Raw genomic sequence first — 21,283 nt, 5'->3', positions numbered from 1 at the left:
GAAGTGTTCGCTTTAGTGGGGTTTCACGTTGGTTTTTCAATTGGGTCAAGCACTGCAATGCAACGGTGTCTGTGCAATATCTTTTTCGTGCCAGTCGTTGTTGCATCGGCTGGAAGAGTCGGGTCCTATGGTCGTCGGAAAGCAAGAAAAGCGATGCTACCTGCCACTTGAATGCGTGCCGGTGAAGCTGGGGATGCGGGCATTATTTACGTAGGCCGAAGATTTTATGGGCAGGTTGCAGCGAAAACCTATAACCGGCGGTAAGGTTGAGAAGCACGGTTAATGAATTAGTTTCAGAGTGTCTCTTTTGCCCCCTGTCTTCGTTGGGCCACGCGGTCGCGGCCCCAGCGCTGACATGCAAGAGTCTCGTGTCCTCGTGAGAGTCTTATGCTCAAAACAAGGGGATCGAGGCAGCACTGCGGTGACGTAAGCAAAAGGGGACTTTCCAATCAGCGCGGAGTGAATGACAAGTGCCAGTTATCGAAGATATCCTCAATCTTGAATATATCGACACCGACATCTACCGCGGTGCTGCTATTGAGTCGATGCTCAGCCGCACCTTCGGCGGCCAGGTCGCCGCGCAAACCCTCGTCGCGGCGACGAAGACGGTCGATCCTATATTCCGGGTTCACTCCCTCCACGGTTATTTCGTCGGTCCTGGCAATTCGCACAAGCCAACCGCCTTCCTTGTCGACCGCATTCGCGACGGTCGCAGCTTCGTCTCCAGGCAGGTCACGGCGGTCCAAGATGGGCACCCGCTTTTTATCATGCAGGCAAGCTTTCATCGACGCGACGATGAGGGACCCGAGCACTCCGATGCGATGAGGGCCGTTCCCATGCCCGATGAAATTGAGCTCAACACCCCGCTCGATGCCAGCCGACGGGCCCTGTTGGAGGAATGGGGTGACTGGGACATCAGAGTCGTACCCTCGGAGGATTTTGAACACAATAAGTACACCGCAAGCCAGCAGGTGGTGTGGATCAAATCCAAGCGGCAGCTGCCCGACGATGAGACTTTCCACATCTGCACCCTGGCCTACATGTCCGACATGACGCTGCTGCATTCTTCCCTCGTGCCGCATCCTAACCATAAGGTGCAGATGGCTTCGCTCGATCACGCCATGTGGTTCCTGCGTCCATTCCGTGCTGATGAATGGCTGCTTTATGATCAAATCTCGCCATCTGCGCATGCCGGGCGCGCACTAACTCAAGGCCGCATCTTCAACCAGCAGGGCGACTTGGTTGCCGTGGTCACGCAGGAAGGTTTGACGCGAACCCTTCGAAAAGGAGTCAAATCCATTCCGATCGAGAATCCGAAGCACTAGGAATGTGGAGCACCATCAGCGATTTTTCGGCATCCCGTCCGAAATGGTGGTGATCCATGCTACGCCTCGTGCGTGATCTGTCCTCACTGGCTCTGTGACCGGAACAACGACGAGCTTCGCCCGTCGGCACGCTCAACGCGCTGGGGTACCACCCACCTTGTAGGGGCTAAGAAGGCGACGATGTCAAAAGCCACCTGGGCTGGCGAACATGGGGTGGCGAACATCGGTAGGAAAGCCGTTTGTCGCAATCACAGTCTCCGCGTTGTCAAAGAAATTTCCGTTTATTTCGCATGCTTGGCGACGCTGGCAGCGTCCGCAGCTTCTGTGTGACGGAAGCAGGGAAGCTTCAGTTGCTATCCTCGCCACAGCATCGCTTTAGCTGTCCCCGCCACCTGCGCACTTTGCCGGGTAGGCATTCAAGGCGCAGTTAGTGCGGTGGACGCTGGTGGCTCGGAAGGAATCGGTAGGAATGAAATCCGCGAGTAGAGCAGCGGTGGTCGTTCGGAGGTTTCCGGGAACAATGCAGTATAATGGCCACGTTGTACTGCAGCGTCGCATTTCTGTCGATGTAACGATTGGTAGAAATGGGCAGTTGCCGCCGCAAACCGCTACCGATTTTGGACCTTGATGCGTGCATGAGGGGCATGAGTCTGTAGGCGAATATGAACCGGTAGGCAACACGCGGATGCAGCCTACGTCGATCGTGAGAAAAGAAAACCTCACTAGGTCGGGCATGGATCACAGAGGCGTTAAGGCAACGTGATGTGGGCACGCCACTTCTGCTCGCGCAACGAGGACACGTGGCGAAAGGCACGTGCTTTTGCACAGCAAGGCTTTAGCCAGCCACGTTGGGTTTTCACGAAGTTTGATAGAAAGGTTTAGGATGTCCGGGCACTCTAAATGGGCAACAACCAAGCACAAGAAGGCTGCAAATGATGCCAAGCGTGGCAAGGAATTTGCAAAGCTGATTAAGAACATCGAAGTTGCGGCGCGCACCGGTGGTGGCGATCCGGCGGCGAACCCTACCCTCGATGACATGATCAAGAAGGCCAAAAAGGCCTCCGTACCTAACGACAACATCGAGCGCGCTCGCAAGCGCGGTTCCGGTGAAGAGGCGGGTGGCGCTGACTGGCAGACCATTATGTATGAGGGATATGGCCCAAACGGTGTGGCAGTGCTCATTGAGTGTTTGACTGACAACCGTAACCGCGCGGCTTCCGAAGTACGTACTGCTATGTCCAAGAACGGCGGTAACATGGCAGAGTCTGGTGCCGTGTCCTACCTGTTCTCCCGCACGGGTCTCGTGTTTGTTGCCAAGGGCGAATTGACCGAAGATGACGTCTTGATGGCAGTGCTGGATGCAGGCGCTGAGGAAGTCAATGACCTAGGCGATCGTTTTGAGATCGTCTGCGCGCCGGGAGATACTCCGGCCGTACGTGACGCGCTGGAGGAAGCAGGCATCGAGGTGGATGACTCTGAGACCGACTTCCGCGCATCCGTCGAGGTTCCGCTCGGTGCTGCCGAGGCCAAGCGCATCCTCCGTCTGGTCGATGCACTCGAGGAATCGGATGACGTTCAAAACGTTTACACCAACATGGATCTCAGCGACGAGGTACTTGCTGAACTCGAGGCTGAGTAAAAAACTCGCCGCGGGCTGCACCAATGCTGCCACCAATGCAGCAAGGCACACACCGATCACATCGGATGGTGTGCCTTTTGCTTTTCTAGCCATTTCGAAAAAATGTGCTAAATTTGCGGTGTTGGCGGCAATGTGCGAGTAAAACCCTGAATGCGCAGTGGTTAACGGCGCAAACGATGCCAGTCGATTGACCTGGCTCAGCGTTTAATGAAGTCCAGATTGTTTTTTTGGGAGAATCTCACCGGGGTTTTTCGGAATTGCTGATGTTGCTTGAGATAAACCTCTTAAGGAAAGGAGATCCGGCTGATGTCGATCGCAGGCTTGCGGGTCATGGGAATTGATCCAGGATTGACCCGATGTGGCCTTTCCGTGGTTCAAGCTGGTCGAGGTCGGCAGGTCCTGCCCATAGCTGTGGGAGTGGTGCGCACGCCTGTCAACGCGGATCTTCCCCGACGTTTACTTGAACTGTCGGACGCTGTCAATGAGTGGATGGATCAATATCAACCCGATGTCGTTGCCATCGAAAGAGTTTTTGAGCGCGGAAATGTCTCCACAGTGATGCAAACCGCGCATGGCGTGGGCGTACTCATGCTCGCGGCCGCGCAGCGTGAACTTGAGGTGTTTATGTACACACCGAGTGAGGTAAAAAAGGCTATCTCCGGCAATGGGCGCGCAGACAAGAAACAAATGACGTCGATGATTACCCGTATCCTTGGCTTGGCTGAACCTCCCAAGCCTGCCGATGCGGCCGACGCACTGGCGCTTGCGGTATGCCATTGCTGGCGGGCACCCCTCATCGAACGCCAAGGGGCGATTGAGAAAGAGACTGAGACCGCCCGAAGACGTCAGCAAGGTTTGCTTGGTCAGGCAAAAGCCCAGTCCATCCGTGCGGAACAGCAGCGGCGCGTGGGGCAGCCGTCCAGTGCATTGCATACTTCGGCAGAATGGCAAGGAAAGTTCACACCCTAGTAGTGATCGATAATTTCACTAATGCTATTGTCACCGCCCTACATTTGTTTTCGCACAATTCGAGAACACTCGATGTGTAGATTTCCATCACTAGAATTCATAAGGAATGCCCATGATCGTTTCTCTTCGCGGAGTCGTCATTGAAATTGGACTTGGAAGCGCTGTCATCGAATGCAATGGCGTCGGCTATGAGGTTCTTGCAACCCCGGCAACGCTTGCCCAGCTGCATCGCGGTGAAGAAGCGTTCATGCTGACGCAACAGGTCATTCGCGAAGATTCGAACACGTTATACGGGTTTGATTCAGTTGAGGCGCGGGCTATGTTCATGTTGTTGCAGACAGTCTCTGGGCTCGGTCCCCGCTTGGCCATGGCCGCGCAGGCGGTGTATTCCTCACAAGACTTATCGACATTTATCCATAATGGTGATGCACAGGCACTTCAAAAGATTCCGGGTGTGGGCAAGCGAATGGCCGAACGCCTCATTGTGGATCTCAAAGATAAAGTCGACGCGGTCCCAGAAACAGCAACGCCGGCGCGGGGAGTAACGCCGGTGGCAACTTCTGCCAATGAAGCACAAGTCATCGAAGCGCTCGTCGGCCTGGGCTTCCGGGAAAAAGAAGCCGCGGCCACGGTGGCTGCGGTTGTCGCAGAGGATCCGTCGCTTTCCACAGGTGCGGTATTGCGCAAGGCATTGAACTTAATGGGATCGCGTTAAGAGTCTGTATAGACGAGGCTAACGCACTCGATAAAGATACGATGGTGAATGTCTGAATTAAAGGAGCGCACATGAGCAACGTCGAGAAGACGGAGTTTCGCTTGCCAGCGGGATATCCCGCTGCGCAGTCGACTCAGTCGAATCAACAGCAACGTCCTCGCTCGTCAGATGTGGACGCGAACTTGCAAGTAGACGAGGCCGATTCCGAGGTTTCGCTGCGCCCGCGTTCCCTCAGCGAGTTCATCGGCCAGCCCAAGGTTCGCGACCAGCTCGATCTCGTGCTTACGGGTGCAAAAAACCGCGGCGTGACCCCGGATCATGTGTTGCTTTCGGGTCCCCCTGGCTTGGGCAAAACGACGATGGCGATGATTATCGCTTATGAACTAGGAACGAGCCTACGCATGACGTCCGGCCCAGCGTTGGAACGCGCCGGTGATCTTGCTGCGATGTTGTCTAATCTGATGGAGGGTGATGTTCTCTTCATCGACGAAATTCACCGCATGGCGCGCCCGGCGGAAGAAATGCTCTACATGGCGATGGAAGACTTCCGCATCGATGTAATCGTGGGCAAAGGACCCGGCGCCACCTCAATCCCACTTGAGCTGGCACCTTTTACTCTGGTCGGGGCAACGACCCGTTCTGGTATGCTGACAGGTCCTTTGCGTGACCGCTTCGGCTTTACTGCACAAATGGAGTTTTATGGGGTCGAAGATTTGACGAAGGTGGTCACACGTGCGGCAAAAATCCTGGGGGTTCCCATCGATCCTGATGCGGCGAAGGAGATTGCCTCTCGCTCCCGGGGGACACCACGCATTGCCAACCGCTTGCTGCGGCGTGTGCGAGATTTCGCTGAGGTTCATTCGAACGGGCACGTTGACCTCGCGAGTGCTAGGGCGGCTCTCTTAGTGTTCGACGTCGACGAGATGGGGCTTGATCGCCTTGACCGTGCGGTTTTAGAAGCCCTTATCAAGGGCCACGGCGGAGGCCCAGTGGGGCTCAACACGCTGGCAGTGGCGGTCGGGGAGGAGCCTTCCACTGTGGAGGAAGTCTGTGAACCTTACCTCGTCCGCGCGGGCATGATCACTCGCACTGGCCGGGGGCGCGTAGCAACCGCGGCTGCATGGCATCATCTCGGACTGGAGCCTCCCGAGGGAACGATGGGAACACTGTACTAAGGTCATCGACTGCATACGCGGCGCACCTGCGTCGAGTATGCGCATGCATCGATTCTCGACGGTGAGAAAGACGGATCGGTAGGGGCTAGGCATCCGGCAGCTCGCATGGTTGCGCGAGTTTTTTCAGGCTCACCGTCCTCCAGGTGGCAATAATGGGGGTGGCATTTCCCCAGAAGGTTAGGGTTAGAGGGACACCGTGGCTTAATAATCTGGCAAACTTCAAGGTTATGAGTAACGTCATTTTGCTAATCCTCATTCTTTTGGTGATGGTCGTTCCGATGTTGTCCATGCAGCGCAAGCAAAAGCAACACTTGGACAAAATTCATGCCATGCAAGGAAGCCTTGTCGTTGGTGACAAAGTAGTAACTACGGCTGGCATGCATGGCGAGGTAGTGGCCATAGGTGACACCACAGTGGTACTTCTCGTTGCGCCAAGTGTGGAAATCACATATGAGAAATCTGCCATTCTCAAAAAGCTCTCAGAAACCGACGATCGCGACGGGACAGACGTAGACGAATCGCATCCAGATTCTGAACACTAAGTCTTTGCGCCAAGGCAGACCCGAACCGCGTTGTGGTCGGTATTCCTCGAGGTAATTGATGTGCAATCGGGTGACATGTCGATCAACCGCTTATCTATCATTTTTGTTTTTAGCCGTTGGCGTGGCCCCGAAAAGGACAGCAGGCGAAGGGCAAACAATTGTCAAAAGTGTAGCTGGTCTACGTTTACCCATTTTGATGGCGTAGAATCCACTACCGAACGAAATAGCTACAGATTCCGCTGAGCTTTCGAGCCTAAAGCACTTATGGTTCCCTCAGAGTAGGGGCACTTTTGAACGGTGCACACAATCTCTGCAGCCACTGGCAGTCGGAGATTGGGCGTGCCGTTTTGTCTTGTAATTAACAAGGAGTTATTCGAATTGTCTTCGCAACCACGAAGAGCGACTTCCCGGTGGCAGACCTGGCCGAAGAAAGCATTGGCGCTTTTCTGCTTGGTCATCATCGGCATCTACGCTTTGATCTTCTTCACAGGGGATAAGTCTTCGACACCGAAGTTGGGAATAGATCTCCAGGGTGGTACCCGCGTCACGCTGGTCCCACAAGGCGAACAGCCAACGCAGGACCAGCTCAACCAGGCACGCACGATTTTGGAAAACCGCGTCAACGGTATGGGCGTTTCCGGCGCCAGCGTCGTGGTTGACGGCAATACGCTCGTTATCACCGTGCCCGGCGAGGATAGTTCTCAGGCACGCGCTCTCGGGCAGACTTCCCAACTTCTTTTCCGCCCGGTGACCACCCCTTCAAATCCTGACATGACGACGATGGTCGATTCGGTAAAGACCGTCGCCGATCGCTGGGTCGAAGTCGGTGCAATTAGCGTGGACGATGCCAATGCGGCCATTTCCTCTTTTACCGACTCGGTGAATGCTTCCAATAAGCAAACTGATCCGAATGCTACAGATATCACTGCTCCGACGGTTGAGACGAATGCACCCGAGGAGCCGAAGAACTCCATTGAAGCGGAGCAGGCGCGTACGAAAGAACTGGAGGTTCTAAAGGCCGATCGTCAGTCCACCGATGCAAACACGCAGATCGCCGCGGCCGCCTTGCTTCAGTGCTCCCCGGATCGTCAAGATCCGCTCCAGGGTACCGATGACCCGAAGCTGCCGTTGGTGACATGTGATCCATCGACGTCTACCCCGTACATCCTTGCGCCGGCTCCATTGCTCGTTGGTGAAACTGATGAAGAAAACGGCAAGCGCCTGACAGGCAATGAAATCGACACCAGCGCGCCCATCACAGGTGGTTTGAATACTCAAACCGGGCAGATGGAGATCTCCTTCTCCTTCAAGTCTGCCAACGGTGATCAAGGCTCAGCTACGTGGGCAAAGCTGACCACTGATTACTTGCAGCAGCAGGTGGCGATCACACTGGACTCCCAGATCATTTCCGCACCGGTGATTCAGTCCGCTACCCCGGTGGGGTCGGCTACCTCGATTACCGGTGACTTCACCCAGGCCGAAGCCCAAGAACTGGCCAATAACCTGAAGTATGGTGCATTGCCCCTGAGCTTCGCTGGCGAGAATGGCGAGTCCGGCGGTACGGCGATCACTGTGCCAGCTTCCTTGGGTATCGCTTCGTTGAAGGCTGGCCTGATTGCTGGCCTTGTCGGGCTTGCCGCAGTTACATTGTTCTCCTTGTACTTCTACCGATTCTTCGGAATCATCTCGATGTTCTCATTGGTGGCTTCCTTCACCCTGGTGTATGGGTCGCTTGTATTGCTGGGTCGTTGGATCGGGTACTCTCTCGACCTAGCCGGTGTCGCGGGTCTGATCATCGGCATCGGCACCACGGCGGACTCTTTCGTGGTCTTGTATGAGCGCATCAAGGACGAGGTTCGCGACGGTCGTACCTTCCGATCGGCGGTGCCACGTGGTTGGGATCGTGCCAAGCAAACCATTGTCACGGGTAATGCCGTGACCTTGATAGCTGCAGTGGTCATCTACATCCTCGCCGTGGGTGAGGTGAAGGGCTTCGCCTTTACCCTAGGCCTCACGACGATTTTCGATATTGTCGTGACCTTCTTGGTAACCGCACCGCTCGTTGTTCTCGCCTCGCGAAAGCCGTTCACGTCGAAGCCTGCCTTCAACGGACTTGGCAAGATGATGGAGATCGGCAAGGAGCACAAGGCACAATCTCACCAAAGCGAAGCTGACGCCGCCGTGGCTACGATTAGCCCCGAAGAAAGCTCACAGAGTATCGGCGCACCTACCGGTAACGCTGACGAAAAAGGGAAGGGGGCTTAAAACACCATGAGCTCAAATGGAGTGCTAAACAAGCTCTACACAGGTGAAGGTGGCCTCGACTTCGTCAATCATCGCCGCAAGTGGTACATGATTGCCGGCGGGATCATCGTTGTTTGTCTTCTGGCTATCGTGATTCGCGGCTTTAGCTTGGGCATTGACTTTGTCGGTGGCACCAAAATGAATATGCCAGCTGCGAATCTTGAGACTTCGCAGGTGGAACAAACCTTCACCGAAGCAACCGGTGTCACCCCTGAGACAGTGCAAATTGTCGGCTCGGGAGACTCTCGTGTGCTGGAGATCAATTCTGAGCGCCTTAGCCAGGAGCAAATTGACAGCGCACGCTCGGCTTTATACGCGGAGTACAAGCCGAAAGATGGCGCTGGCCAAGAAACCCCGGACGCGATCGGCGATTCAACGGTGTCTGAATCCTGGGGGTCGACCATCACCTCCCGCATGTTGATCTCCATGCTAGTATTCCTCGGTGCCGTTTTCGTTTACATCACCATCCGCTTCCAGCGCGAAATGGCCATCGCTGCGATCGCGGCGTTGCTCGTTGACCTCATTGTCATCGCCGGCTTTTACGCCTTGGTTGGCTTTGAAGTCACCCCGGCCACCGTCATTGGTCTGCTGACTGTGCTTGCCTTCTCCTTGTATGACACCGTCATCGTGTTTGATAAGGTTCGTGAAAATACCGCCGGTTACTTGGGAAGCACATCGCGGACGTACGGCGAACATGCCAACCTAGCTATCAATCAGACGGTCATGCGTTCGATTTCCACCACCGTGATCTCCGCGTTGCCGATTGTGTCACTGATGGTTGTTGCCGTTTGGCTGATGGGCGTCGGTACGCTGAAAGACCTCGCGCTCGTCCAGCTCATTGGCGTTATCGAGGGCACATTCTCCTCGGTATTCCTGGCCACCCCATTCCTGGTAAGCCTGAAAAACCGAACGAAAGAAACCAAGGCGCATAATGCTGCGGTCGAACGTCGCCGCGCCGGTGAGGCGAAGGTCGAGGCCGAGGAGGATCTCGAAGAAGCACTCGAAGAGATCTCTGACGAACGTACTCGCAAGGTTGATACCACCGCACTGAAGTCGACAGGCGCCTCGTGGCGTCCCAACCGCTGATGCAGGCAAAAGGTTTGCGCTTACGCCTAGCACCCATCCTTGGGTTGCATTCCTTTGTAGTGGACTAGCTACGAAGACAATTTCGCCTTCACCCCGCAAGTGATCGCACCTGTATTTCTACTTTTTTCGAAGAGATACGGTGTGTACACCTTGCGGGGTGAACGTGTCTTGGGGCATCAAGCGAAAACACGCTAGGTCTTTGGCAAACATGTGCAAAGAAGTTTGCAACTGCCAAATACGTCGCGTAGGTCTGCAACCTTGTTAGGCGTTATTTCGCTTTCCGACGCCGAAAGGCATGCTCGTTCGTGTTGAAGACTCTTGCATAAGGTAGCCCATTCAAGTCACCTATTTTACTTCGCTCCGGTCATAATTATTCAGGTTGAAAGCGTGTTTGAGGCTGCCGATTGCATCAGCCATTTCGGCCGATGGGTGGAACTATTAGTTTCTACCGGCAGTTTCGGCTAACTTTAACTAGGATGCTCACAGCCTTCAGTGCTGCCGCAATCCTAAAGTAAAACTTAGGAGATTTCATTCTGCCTGGGTAGCGCTTGGTCACGTTCAAGTGGAATGGCGGCTGTGAGTATCGCGAATGAGGCCCTAAAGCACAAAAACTGAGAGCAACCCATGCATGTTCCAAGGAGCGCAGTGTACCCGTTGAGGAGCGTGCGTGTTTCTCAAGTGCCTAGAAAAGTATCGGTGAAAATGTTCTCTTCCCTTGCTACCGCGTCACGAAGAAGTGTAGTGGCTACCATTTGTGCTATCGCGCTGGGGCTCAGTGCCTGCGGTGCGGATAGCAACACCGAAGAAGTAAAGGAAATCTATTTCGGTTATGCACTTGATGAACCCCTGCTGACGACGAACGCGGGTACAAACCTGGGCGTGAGCGTGAATGCCCAGGCGCTCGCTGGACGTTTGTATCCATCGGCGCACGTGCCTGGACCAAAGGGCCAGCTCATTCCCAACTCGGACTTCGTGAACACCCAAGTGCTCCCGGGCACGAGTCAGCGCGTCATTTATAACATTTCCAACGATGCGAAATACTCAGATGGAAAACAAGTAACTTGTGATTCTTACCTGCTAGCGTTTACAGCCGGAGCGATGCCGGATCTCTTCGATTCGCATCTTCCTTTGATGGAGCAAGTGGATCGTGTCGAGTGCTCCCCGGGCTCCAAGCAGGCAACCGTCGTCTTCAAGGAAGGTTTCGGTGCGCGCTGGCGTCAGCTTTTCGGCCCTGGTGTCTTAATGCCGGCGCATGCAATCGCCGACAAGCTAGGAATGACACTGGAAGACTTCAACGCGGCGCTCCAATCGCGCGACGCTGAGGCGATCGCCCCCATTGCAGACCTGTGGAAGAACGGCTTTAGCCTCGACAATTTTGACCCTCTGCTACAAGTGTCGACTGGGCCCTACAAGATTGAAAAGGTGGGCGATTCCGGCGAAGTAGTGCTGGCCCGAAATGAGAATTATGTTGGTGAACCCGCTGAGCTGGAAAAGATCGTCGTATGGCCGAAAGGTGCGGATCTTGCTGCCTTGGCGGCCGGGAACTCGATCCAAGTGGTGGAAGCCACGAGCGTGAATGGAAATGACTGGTTTGACCGCAACGCCACCGACAATCAGTTCGAAATTAGTTCACAGGCGGGTGTGTTAACAGAGCAGTTGTTCCTCAGCAACGCTGACGTATTCGCCGATAAATCCGCCCGTGCGGCCTTCGCAGCATGCGTCGACCAAGCCAAGATCGCATCGGTTTCCTCGGAGTACTCGGGCGTTCCGGTCGATCCCGTAGCTTCGCGGACAGTTCGGGCAAGTGACCCGGCAGCCAGCCAAATGCGTGACATCACCGACCCTCATTTGGCTGTGAACATCGAGGCTGCTCAATTGATTACTGGCTCTACTATCCGGGTTGGCTATGCAGGTCCCAATGATCGCTTGGCCGCAATGGTTCAGGCGATGAATGAGTCATGTCAACCTGCGGGAATTACCGTCGTGGACGTCTCGTCCGAAGCCGGTTCCTTGGGCAATCTTTCGAAGCTCAGCTACGGACAGTGGGGCGAAGTGATCTACACGGCGGGTACCGCCGACGCATTTATCCAAGCAGTTGATCCGATGTCGGAGTTCGCTTCAATTGCCCAGACAAGCACAGATCTTCAGGCGATACGCGCGGCCGAAGCTGCCTCTTGGGATGAGGTATCCACCATCCCGCTGGCTTCGCAGCCAAGAGTATTCATTACTCACCGTGGAGTTGAAAACGAGGTGTCCAACACCGACGCTTCAGGAATTGGTTGGAATATGAACAAGTGGAAATTCACTCCACCCACTACGGATCAAGATTCCTAAACTCGTTGTTCGGCTAGAAAGCAGTAATACAATCCGTGAAGGTTTGGGAGGCTCCACGTCGGAGTTCGCGACTCCTCCATAAACGCCGAACCCGGCGTTTTCTCCTCAAGGATTTACAGTGAAATCCACAACCACAGAGAATCACCGAGCAGTTCACTGCGGAGCTAATTCAGCGTGAGGGTCAATGCGATCGCCTGCCGAACGACCATTAAACTTTAAAGACAGACAATCCCACCGAATAACTTGAGGACTAGTTCCTATGAGCCTAACACCAGTGAACAAAACAGCAGATGCTGAAAACGCCATCGTCCATTTCGCCGAAACGGGATTTTCCACCGCCCGCGAAGCACTCGCGGCTAAGACCCGGTTCGTTAAAGATTTCCCTGTTGAGGGTGTGCTATTCGAGGACCTGACACCTGTGCTGGCTAATCCGAAAGCTTTTGCTTTGATCGTCGACGAATTAGCCGATTGGGCACGCAGCATCGATGCTACGCTCATCGGTGGACTCGATGCACGAGGATTCTTGTTGGGGTCAGCCGTCGCCTACTCAACGGGCACCGGAATCCTCGCTATCCGGAAGAAAGGGAAGCTGCCCCCACCGGTCGTTTCTCAGGAGTACTCGCTGGAATACGGCACTGCAGCTCTCGAGCTTCCGGCCGATTCCCTCGACTTAGCGGGGCAGCGGGTCGCGCTTATTGATGACGTTCTCGCCACCGGTGGCACCCTCGTGGCCGCCCGCAAACTCATCGAACACTGCGGTGGGGAGATTGCCGGATTCGGTGTGGTTTTAGAGGTCGACGGGCTGGGTGGACGCCAAGCCCTTTCGGACAAGCCGGTATTTGTTGTCAACGACCAGTAGTCATTTCCCTCCAACGTCCAAGAAATGGATTCTGGATAAGCACATAGCGTGAGCGCTGTGGCGACCGTGGACGTCGGCTAGCACAAAAGCGCAAGTAGAGTGCTACCCACAGACCTTTAGGCCGAATACGCAAATGAACGTGGTGCCATGGCTAAAATGAGAATACAGATTTCAACCAATGTGTGGTGGCGCTGCAACCGACCCGTTTAGCCTAAGCCCGTGCCGTGACTTTCCCAGCCGCGGAGGTGAAAGCTGGGGGAGCAAAGCCACCACAATTGCTTTAATTACGCAGGCAACTTCTGCCACCGAGGGAGCACATGATGACGACAAACAAACCCGTCAAGCAACAAAGCTCAATGCGCAGTATGTCCGCCCGCCTCGCTCGCAGTCTGACGGGAAATCGAGTCAAGGTCAACCCCGTCCTTGAGCCGCTGCTGAGTATCCACAAAGAATTCCACCCGAAGGCCGACGCGGCACTTTTGGAACGTGCTTATAGTACGGCCGAACGACTCCACGAAGGGGTCTATCGCAAGTCCGGCGACCCTTACATCACCCATCCGCTCGCCGTGGCCACGATTGCCGCTGAGATTGGTATGGATACCACCACTCTCGTAGCGGCTCTCCTTCATGACACCGTCGAAGACACCGACTACTCCCTAGAAGACCTCAGCCGTGATTTCGGCGAGGAGGTTGCCAGGCTCGTCGACGGCGTGACCAAGCTGGACAAGGTTGCCTTGGGTGCCGCAGCGGAAGCCGAAACCATCCGCAAGATGATCGTGGCGATGAGCCAGGATCCCCGCGTGCTAGTTATCAAGGTGGCCGACCGCCTGCACAACATGCGCACCATGCGATTCCTTCCCCCGGAAAAGCAAGCGAAGAAGGCGCGCCAAACTTTGGAAGTCATTGCGCCATTGGCTCACCGCCTTGGAATGGCGAGCATCAAATGGGAGCTGGAGGACCTCTCATTTGCCATTCTTTATCCCAAAAAGTACCAGGAGGTCGTTCGCCTGGTCGCCGATCGAGCCCCATCCCGCGACCGCTACCTTAAAGAGATCATCGGTCAGCTTCAGGCCGCGCTGAAGGAAAACCATATCGAGGCAGAAGTCATGGGGCGGCCGAAGCACTATTGGTCGATCTATCAGAAGATGATCGTGCGGGGCAAAGACTTCGAAGAGATCTTTGATCTCGTGGGCATCCGCGTTCTCGTCGACTCGGTGAACAATTGCTACGCGGCAATCGGTGTCGTACACTCTTTGTTCGCCGCCATGCCTGGCCGATTTAAAGACTATATTTCTAGTCCAAAGTTTGGTGTGTACCAATCCCTACACACCACCGTCATGGCCGACGGTGGAAAACCGCTGGAAGTGCAGGTCCGCACCCACGAGATGCATTACAACGCCGAGTTTGGTATCGCTGCACACTGGCGCTACAAGGAGTCCAAGGGTAGTCATTCCGGTGAGCAGGCCGAGATTGACCAGATGGCGTGGATGCGGCAATTGCTCGACTGGCAAAAGGAAGCAGCCGACCCCAACGAATTCCTCGACAGCCTGCGATATGACCTCACCAGCAAGCAAATCTTCGTCTTCACTCCCAAGGGCGACGTGGTCAACCTGCCGGTAGATTCGACCCCTGTCGATTTTGCCTACGCGGTGCACACGGAAGTCGGTCACCGATGCATCGGTGCGAAAATCAACGGCAAATTGGTCGCGTTGGAATCCAAGCTGAAGTCCGGTGATCGCGTTGAGATTTTCACCAGCAAGGACCCGAACTCAGGTCCCAGTAGAGACTGGCAAGAGTTCGTAGTCTCTCCTCGCGCCAAGGCGAAGATTCGCCAGTGGTTCGCGAAAGAGCGTCGCGAAGAATACCTTGAAGCTGGGCGTGACGCTTTGGCCGCTGAAGTTCAACGCGGTGGCCTTCCCATGCACCGGCTGTTTACCGCACAGTCCATGAAACAGGTAGCGACCGAGCTGCATTACCCTGACGTGGACGCGCTGTACACGGCCATCGGATCGGGCAACGTCTCTGCCGCGCACGTGGCCAACAGGCTCATGGCCCGCTTCGGTGATGCCGACGAAGCCGAAGATACCCTAGTCTCTCGCACGCCATTTTCCGAGCTGGTCAGCTCCAAGCAGGCGGTGTCTGACGAAAATGGCATCCTCGTCGAAGGTAGCCCCGATGTCATGGCGAAGCTGGCCAAATGCTGCATGCCAGTGCCCGGGGATGAGATCTTTGGCTTTGTCACCCGTGGCGGTGGCGTTTCGGTGCACCGCACTGACTGCACCAACGCCGAAAAACTACGCGACGAACCGGAGCGATTGATCCAGGTCTCGTGGGCCGCCGAGGGTGGCTCGGTATTCGCTGCCACCTTGCAGCTTGAGGCCCTTGATCGCAATGGTTTGCTCATGGAGCTTACCCGTGTGATCAATGAGCAAAAGGTTTCCGTTGTATCGATGAGCTCCCATGCGGCTGAGGATCATGTGGCCATCGTCCGATTTACCTTTAGCGTCTCCGATACAAAGCAGCTTGGTTCGTTGATGACCCAGCTTCGAAACACCGAGGGCGTGTTCGATGTCTACCGAGTAACGGCTGGCGGTTAAGAAATGGCTGCGTCTCGAGCCCACCGGGTGGGTTGGAGACCAGTTTCTAGCTGGTTGCCTATGTGCATCGCAGGCGAAAGGGGCCTACGTAGTGTCAATAGCCGGCACAGCTTAGTAGTGGATGCGGCCTTTCCACGGGGTCTGCTGAGACCGCCACCTTGACTCCTGAATCCTCACTCCCAAAAATCATCAGGCCCGCAAGCGTCAACGCTCGCGGGCCTGATGATTGACTTATTGAAAAATTACTTACTTGGCGAGGTTCTGGAACTTGGTCACCAGAGTAATAAGTGCAGACAGGGTGGTTACAACGGTGGTGATCACTCCGATCCAAGCGGTGATTTGCTCGGTGTCGAGCTTGCCATTTTCATCGGAGGAACCGGAAAAAATCTTGGAGACGATAGAGTTGGACTTTGCGGGATCCTCGGAGCCCGAATTCTGGTCGGTGTCATTCTGGTCGGTGTCATCATGGGTGGTGATAGCCGAGGCGGTGTCTTCTGCCATCGCCGGAGCAGCCATGGAGCCGGTGGCTACGGCCACAGCGGTAGCGACAGCGACGAGAGACTTACGAGAAAACATCTTCATGAAATTAGCCCTTCGGAAATAAAAGGATGTGAGGTCTTCCGTCATACTAACCTACCGTCCACACTCGGGCAAGCATATTAAAAATAAAGCCAATTCTTAGGAACGGATGTTTACTAGAGTGATGCAAGTGGTTGACCTTCGCCCCAATCCGGGGACCTGTTATGAGGTATCGTGGCCGTGATTGCCAAGCGGTGCTCGCTTCGTGCAGTTCATCGACTCTCTAGCCACGGAGAACGGAACAGCATTGTGGTCGCGGGGGCCAGGTGGATGTCGTCGTGCTCAATGCTTTTCTTGGAGTTTGACACGCAGATCAAGAAATGCGATAGGAATACCGTTGCGAATAAAAACTGGGTCCCCACGTGAGTTTCCGTGGAGACCCAGCCGTCGATGTGGCTAACTTGACCTAGGCAACGACCGCCTTGGTGATGCGTACCTCTTCCGCCGGTGTGCCATCGCTTGCGCCGCCCTCGACGCCGGTGGCTGCAATTGCGTCGAGAACTTCCAGACCGGAGTCTTCAATGGTGCCGAAGTAGGTGTAGGAAGGGGGCAGTGGCGAGTCTTCGTAGTTGAGGAAGAACTGAGAACCGTTGGTGTCGGCGCCGGCATTTGCCATGGCAATCGTGCCGCGCTCATAGATCACAGGGGTGGAGGTATCAGTTGCCTCATCGGTTGGGTATTCGTTTGCGAATTGGAAGCCAGGGCCACCAGAACCGGTTCCGGAAGGATCGCCACACTGAAGGACGTAAATACCCTGGGTGGTCAGGCGATGGCATACAGTGTCGTCGTAGTAGCCAGCCTTGGCCATCGATTCGATTGCGTTAACCGTGCAAGGCGCTACGGAGCGGTCAAGGTCCATGGCGATGTCACCCTTGTTGGTCTCAAGAGTGACCTTCACGGTGCCCTTGGTGGAGATATTTTCAGTCGGCGGTGTATCGACCTGCTTGGAGGCCTCGCCGGTTGCAGTGTATTCACAGGTCACGGTGTCTGCCAGCGCCGTGGCTCGGGTCTTGCTCAGCGGTTGGTAGTCCGCTGCAGCTGTAGTGGAGGAGGAGGCGGTGTTCTCTACTGCCGAGTCATCTTGCTTATTGAGGTAGAAGATGCCACCGACGATCAATGCTATGACCAGTGCAGCGGAGGCGGCGACGCCGAGCGGCTTCGTCTTTTCCGCACGGTCGCGGGCCTTGATTTCCTTTTCCAGCGCGCGCATGGACTGTTGACGCCGTTCCTTGTTGGTGCTCACCTTGATTTATTCCTCATAGCTCGTAGTTTGCGTTCGATACCCAGAAGTCGAATTCTGCTTCCTTGGCAGACTCGTTCCAAGAGTTTACCCGCGCACCTCAGCTTTGTAGGAATTTGATGAATCGAGTGGGGTTAGGGTAAGGGAAAAGCGGTACCGCTGTGGACGTTGGCAAATGTGTGGGCTTGTTTCTCTCGGCCAAGGCAACAGAGGATACTTTTCTGACCGCTGAGGGCTGGTGTGAGGTGCTTCCGCAACGGAAATTTTCGACGGTTCGAGCATCAATATGAGGTCTTGCAATGGGGCGAGGAAATTTACGATTAGAGCACTGAGCGGAAAAATCCTAGCGCGGAGACGTCAATGTCTTTATGCTGTGAGGCATGGCTACAACTCATTTCAAAGGTGAATCCGTTTCTACTTCTGGCACGTTGCCCGCAGTCGGCGATAGGCTGCCGGAGTTCGATCTCGTCGGTGCAGATCTTGGCGTGTTAAACAATGCCTCTTTCGCGGGCAAGAAGCTGGTGATCAATATTTTCCCGTCCATCGACACTGGCGTTTGTGCTGCCTCGGTGCGCCATTTCAATGAGGATGCCGCCGGTCTCGAGAACACCACAGTTTTGTGCGTGTCCAACGATCTTCCCTTCGCGCAGGCGCGATTCTGCGGTGCTGAGGGGCTAGAGAACGTGGTCACCGCTTCGGCCTTCCGTTCCTCCTTCGGGGCGGATTGTGGACTGACTTTGGAAGGTTCTCCGTTGAAGGGGCTGTTGGCCCGAGCAGTGATCGTTGCTGATGAAAATGGCGTTATTACCCACGTCCAGCTGGTCGACGAAATTACCACTGAACCTGATTACGCATCCGCATTAGCTGCGCTTTAAAAAAGTCATTCCATATACTTGGCGCATGAGATGGCCGATTGCCCGCTTGTACAACATTGCCGGCTGTCGGTGGGGCGGGTGTAAATGCCGCTGCTTGTAGCTCGGAATGACCACAGCTTGGTGGATGGCAGAGTATGCTCATGTGCCGCTCGGGTGTTGAGTTTGATGTCGGGTGGATCTGGGGTCGGTCGTGACGGGAGCCGTCAATGTCACGCTTCGTGCCAGATCGTAGATCCCAAAAAAATTCACAACTGTGCCTTCTTTGCGCTTGCCGACGTCTACAGCGCACCATTGTCTCCAAGTTCCGTTCATGATGACAGGTGATAACGGGGTAGCGTTCGTCGTGGAGTCCGGCGCTTTCATTGCTTGCCCGCAAAGGTGCGACTCCGAACACGACGTGGCGCCCGCCTTATTTCGTGCACGTGAATTGACCTAGCAGAAATGTCTGGAAGAAAGACTAAATATGGAAGTACGTGGCTTCGCTAGCGGCCCTTATCAAACAAATTGCTATATCGCCTACGATGCTGTGGAGGCTACGCAGGTCACAGTCATCGACCCAGGAATGCATACGGCCGATAAATTGGTGGCGTATCTGGAAGAACATGGCCAGGTGCTTGAACAGATCATTCTCACCCATGGTCACATCGACCACACCCGTGATGCAGGAACGCTTGCCGCGCGTTTCCGTGTACCGGTCTACATCCACACTGCGGACGAATTCATGTTGGACAACGGCGATGGGGTCTCAGAGGAAGCGAAGCGTCTTTTCGACGCAGCCCATATGACCCCGATCAAGGATGTGCGCTATCTCAACGATGGGGAAAGCATCGCTATCGCCGGCAGTGAATTCCTGGTTCGACACACGCCAGGGCATTCGCCAGGTTCGGTCGTCTTCTACGGCGAGGGAATCTGCTTCAGCGGCGACGTACTCTTCAAAGGGTCCATTGGGCGCACGGACCTGCCCCAATCTAATCCATCGGATATGGTGCGATCCTTGCGTGAGGTAATCCTTCAGCTCGATGACAGCCTTCAGGTTCTGCCCGGACACGGAGAAATCACCACGATTCGTGCTGAACGCATGACTAATCCGTTTCTGCTCAACTTAAAGAGCTAAGCTATATGACCGTGACTGAGAAGAAGAAGCTTTCAACGATTACGGCACCCAAGGGCGTGCCGGAGTACCTGCCACCAGCATCGCCAGAATTCCTCGCTGTACGCGACATGTTTGCCCACCAGGCTCACCTTGCTGGGTACGAGCACATTGAGCTTCCGATTTTCGAGGACACCAGCTTATTCGCCCGTGGCGTCGGTGAGTCCACCGACGTGGTGACCAAGGAGATGTACACCTTTGCCGACCGCGGTGGCCGTTCGGTGACTCTTCGTCCAGAGGGAACAGCGGGCGTGATGCGTGCAGTGATCGAGCACAACCTCGACCGCGGCCAACTTCCGGTCAAGCTCAATTACTATGGACCATTCTTCCGATACGAACGCCCTCAGGCAGGCCGCTATCGCCAGCTTCAGCAAGTTGGCGTGGAAGCCATCGGCGTTGATGATCCTGCGCTAGACGCCGAGGTCATTGCACTTGCAGATCGCAGCCTCAAGGCCATCGGCTTGACTGGTTACCGATTGGAGCTGACCAGTCTGGGCGACAATGAGTGCCGCCCGGCCTACCGCGAAAAGCTGCAGGAGTTTTTGTTCAAGCTTCCCCTGGATGAGGAAACTCGTCACCGCGCCGAGATTAATCCCTTGCGTGTGCTTGATGACAAACGGCCAGAGGTCAAAGAAATGACCGCTGATGCGCCATTGATGATGGATCACCTCAATGATGCCTCACGCGAACACTTTGACACGGTCCTCGGCCTTTTGGATGATTTGGGCGTGGCCTACGAGGTAAATCCGCGTATGGTGCGTGGCTTGGACTACTACACCAAGACCACATTTGAGTTCGTCCACGACGGGCTCGGCGCTCAGTCCGGCATCGGTGGTGGCGGGCGCTACGACGGGCTGATGGCACAATTGGGTGGACAAGACCTTTCTGGCATCGGCTACGCCCTAGGCGTGGATCGCTGCCTCTTGGCGCTGGAGGCGGAGAAGAAGGCGGTTACCGACGGTGCCCGCGTCCACGTCTACGGCGTTCCGATTGGCGGCGATGCCAAGCGTGAAATGGTCAAGATCGTTGACTCCTTGCGTGCCGCCGGTATCAAGGCAGACATGGCCTTCGGAGACCGTGGCCTCAAAGGCGCGATGAAGGGCGCCGACAAGGCTGGCGCGCGCTTCGCCCTCGTGCTTGGCGATCGAGAGCTTGAAGACGGCACCGTAGCGGTGAAGGATCTTGGAGCTCACGAGCAAACTGAGATCGCCCTCAACGAGGTTGTTACCTACCTTGCAGGACGACTATAAGACAAAAGCCCTGAGAATCCTGCCTCAAGGTGAGAGTGGGTTTTGGCATTTTATCCCCCTTTCCCACGTCATCAAGGACGTGGGAAAGGGGGATTCGTCTATGAAAGGGATACCACAATACGGTCGTAGCTACTGCTTCCACTCCCAGCTTGGCGCGCAGCCTCGAGAATCAATCCAGTTGCACCCTTGGGTGAAAAAGGACTGGATGGTAAAGGCGAGGGTAAGGATTATCCACATGGGCAAACTAAAAACCGTGGTGATGACGTCCAGTGGGCCTTGCGCATGGGCGGCGGAGCCGTTGATGATGGCTGTTCCCAGCGTGTCTAATTTGGTTGCAGGGCCAGCCAGAATATGAACCGGTCCTTCGACCTCCTCAACGGGTGCGTTTTCGCTTATGATTTCGGCTACTGCTGCGTGAGTGCCGGCGTGGGAAGTGGCGTGTGCCGTAGCGGTCGTTGATGATGCAGCTATCAGCAAGGCAACCGCTGCGATGATGGCACGCTTATTCATGGTGGGTGAGGTTGGAATCAAGGTGCTCCACGGGTTCGGTATTCAAGGTTGAAACCTTATAGATTGAGTTTCCGTAATTGTATTCGCTTCCAACCTTGCTTTATTACATTTGCCTCCAAAATAACTACGAGTTC

17 protein-coding genes are annotated in these 21,283 nt (G+C 55.2%); 14 read left to right on the top strand and 3 right to left on the bottom strand.

What is annotated here, in order from left to right; translation table 11 throughout:
* The first annotated feature begins 470 nt into the window (after nt 1-470).
* The 11 genes from PAB09_RS07690 (at nt 471) to PAB09_RS07640 (ending at nt 15,545) form a co-directional block, all read left to right on the top strand.
* The gene (locus tag PAB09_RS07690) at nt 471-1,325 is read left to right on the top strand and encodes an acyl-CoA thioesterase (protein WP_271033118.1); all 855 of its coding nucleotides are present in this window, start codon (nt 471-473) and stop codon (nt 1,323-1,325) included.
* A gap of 883 nt (nt 1,326-2,208) precedes the next feature.
* Nucleotides 2,209-2,964, top strand: a complete 756-nt coding sequence (locus PAB09_RS07685) for a YebC/PmpR family DNA-binding transcriptional regulator (RefSeq protein WP_271033117.1) — start codon at nt 2,209-2,211, stop codon at nt 2,962-2,964.
* Nucleotides 2,965-3,270: 306 nt separating this feature from the next.
* Nucleotides 3,271-3,933 carry a crossover junction endodeoxyribonuclease RuvC gene (ruvC, locus tag PAB09_RS07680; RefSeq protein WP_271033116.1) on the top strand — a complete coding sequence of 221 codons (663 nt, stop codon included), beginning with the start codon at nt 3,271-3,273 and terminating at the stop codon, nt 3,931-3,933.
* 112 nt (nt 3,934-4,045) lie between these two features.
* A complete protein-coding gene (gene ruvA / locus PAB09_RS07675; RefSeq protein WP_271033115.1) occupies nt 4,046-4,648 on the top strand; it encodes a Holliday junction branch migration protein RuvA in 603 nt (200 codons plus the stop codon).
* Nucleotides 4,649-4,719: 71 nt separating this feature from the next.
* Nucleotides 4,720-5,823: a Holliday junction branch migration DNA helicase RuvB gene (gene ruvB / locus PAB09_RS07670; RefSeq protein ID WP_271033114.1), complete on the top strand. Its 1,104-nt coding sequence runs from the start codon at nt 4,720-4,722 to the stop codon at nt 5,821-5,823.
* A 227-nt stretch (nt 5,824-6,050) separates the two neighbouring features.
* Complete coding sequence (gene yajC / locus PAB09_RS07665) at nt 6,051-6,365, top strand: preprotein translocase subunit YajC (protein WP_271033113.1); 315 nt, start codon at nt 6,051-6,053, stop codon at nt 6,363-6,365.
* A gap of 378 nt (nt 6,366-6,743) precedes the next feature.
* The gene (secD, locus tag PAB09_RS07660) at nt 6,744-8,630 is read left to right on the top strand and encodes a protein translocase subunit SecD (protein ID WP_271033112.1); all 1,887 of its coding nucleotides are present in this window, start codon (nt 6,744-6,746) and stop codon (nt 8,628-8,630) included.
* Between the two features lie 6 nt (nt 8,631-8,636).
* Nucleotides 8,637-9,755 (top strand): protein translocase subunit SecF, encoded by a 1,119-nt coding sequence (gene secF / locus PAB09_RS07655; protein ID WP_271033111.1) that lies wholly within the window; start codon nt 8,637-8,639, stop codon nt 9,753-9,755.
* A 741-nt stretch (nt 9,756-10,496) separates the two neighbouring features.
* Nucleotides 10,497-12,089, top strand: a complete 1,593-nt coding sequence (locus tag PAB09_RS07650) for an ABC transporter substrate-binding protein (protein ID WP_333780169.1) — start codon at nt 10,497-10,499, stop codon at nt 12,087-12,089.
* A 274-nt stretch (nt 12,090-12,363) separates the two neighbouring features.
* A complete protein-coding gene (locus PAB09_RS07645) occupies nt 12,364-12,948 on the top strand; it encodes an adenine phosphoribosyltransferase (protein ID WP_271033110.1) in 585 nt (194 codons plus the stop codon).
* A gap of 317 nt (nt 12,949-13,265) precedes the next feature.
* Nucleotides 13,266-15,545 (top strand): RelA/SpoT family protein, encoded by a 2,280-nt coding sequence (locus PAB09_RS07640; RefSeq protein ID WP_442873655.1) that lies wholly within the window; start codon nt 13,266-13,268, stop codon nt 15,543-15,545.
* Nucleotides 15,546-15,791: 246 nt separating this feature from the next.
* Here PAB09_RS07640 and PAB09_RS07635 read toward each other — a convergent pair whose 3' ends face one another.
* Nucleotides 15,792-16,127 (bottom strand): hypothetical protein, encoded by a 336-nt coding sequence (locus tag PAB09_RS07635; protein WP_271033109.1) that lies wholly within the window; start codon nt 16,125-16,127, stop codon nt 15,792-15,794.
* Nucleotides 16,128-16,530: 403 nt separating this feature from the next.
* On the bottom strand, nt 16,531-17,367 hold the full coding sequence (locus PAB09_RS07630; protein ID WP_271033108.1) for a peptidylprolyl isomerase: 837 nt from the start codon (nt 17,365-17,367) through the stop codon (nt 16,531-16,533).
* A 377-nt stretch (nt 17,368-17,744) separates the two neighbouring features.
* Between PAB09_RS07630 and tpx the strand changes: the two genes are divergently transcribed.
* The 3 genes from tpx to hisS all read left to right on the top strand — a co-directional run bounded on the left by tpx (nt 17,745) and on the right by hisS (nt 20,639).
* Nucleotides 17,745-18,239 (top strand): thiol peroxidase, encoded by a 495-nt coding sequence (gene tpx, locus PAB09_RS07625; RefSeq protein WP_271033107.1) that lies wholly within the window; start codon nt 17,745-17,747, stop codon nt 18,237-18,239.
* Between the two features lie 463 nt (nt 18,240-18,702).
* Nucleotides 18,703-19,353, top strand: a complete 651-nt coding sequence (locus PAB09_RS07620; RefSeq protein ID WP_271033106.1) for an MBL fold metallo-hydrolase — start codon at nt 18,703-18,705, stop codon at nt 19,351-19,353.
* 5 nt (nt 19,354-19,358) lie between these two features.
* Complete coding sequence (hisS, locus tag PAB09_RS07615; RefSeq protein WP_271033105.1) at nt 19,359-20,639, top strand: histidine--tRNA ligase; 1,281 nt, start codon at nt 19,359-19,361, stop codon at nt 20,637-20,639.
* A 129-nt stretch (nt 20,640-20,768) separates the two neighbouring features.
* Here hisS and PAB09_RS07610 read toward each other — a convergent pair whose 3' ends face one another.
* Entirely contained in the window at nt 20,769-21,149 is a 381-nt protein-coding gene (locus PAB09_RS07610) for a hypothetical protein (RefSeq protein WP_271033104.1), read from the bottom strand.
* Nucleotides 21,150-21,283 lie beyond the last annotated feature (134 nt).

Source organism: Corynebacterium sp. SCR221107 (genome assembly GCF_027886475.1).
Lineage (GTDB): Bacteria > Actinomycetota > Actinomycetes > Mycobacteriales > Mycobacteriaceae > Corynebacterium.
Note: the sequence above shows the minus strand (reverse complement) of the source record. Positions and strands in the feature narration are given on the sequence as shown.

Bases quoted from the DNA above. Each gene is read 5' to 3' on its own strand.
- PAB09_RS07685 (WP_271033117.1), top strand. From the start codon at position 2,209: ATGTCCGGGCACTCTAAATGGGCAACAACCAAGCACAAGAAGGCTGCA.
- ruvC (WP_271033116.1), top strand. From the start codon at position 3,271: ATGTCGATCGCAGGCTTGCGGGTCATGGGAATTGATCCAGGATTGACC.
- ruvA (WP_271033115.1), top strand. From the start codon at position 4,046: ATGATCGTTTCTCTTCGCGGAGTCGTCATTGAAATTGGACTTGGAAGC.
- ruvB (WP_271033114.1), top strand. From the start codon at position 4,720: ATGAGCAACGTCGAGAAGACGGAGTTTCGCTTGCCAGCGGGATATCCC.
- yajC (WP_271033113.1), top strand. From the start codon at position 6,051: ATGAGTAACGTCATTTTGCTAATCCTCATTCTTTTGGTGATGGTCGTT.
- secF (WP_271033111.1), top strand. From the start codon at position 8,637: ATGAGCTCAAATGGAGTGCTAAACAAGCTCTACACAGGTGAAGGTGGC.
- PAB09_RS07640 (WP_442873655.1), top strand. From the start codon at position 13,266: ATGATGACGACAAACAAACCCGTCAAGCAACAAAGCTCAATGCGCAGT.
- PAB09_RS07635 (WP_271033109.1), bottom strand. From the start codon at position 16,127: ATGAAGATGTTTTCTCGTAAGTCTCTCGTCGCTGTCGCTACCGCTGTG.
- tpx (WP_271033107.1), top strand. From the start codon at position 17,745: ATGGCTACAACTCATTTCAAAGGTGAATCCGTTTCTACTTCTGGCACG.
- PAB09_RS07620 (WP_271033106.1), top strand. From the start codon at position 18,703: ATGGAAGTACGTGGCTTCGCTAGCGGCCCTTATCAAACAAATTGCTAT.
- hisS (WP_271033105.1), top strand. From the start codon at position 19,359: ATGACCGTGACTGAGAAGAAGAAGCTTTCAACGATTACGGCACCCAAG.
- PAB09_RS07610 (WP_271033104.1), bottom strand. From the start codon at position 21,149: ATGAATAAGCGTGCCATCATCGCAGCGGTTGCCTTGCTGATAGCTGCA.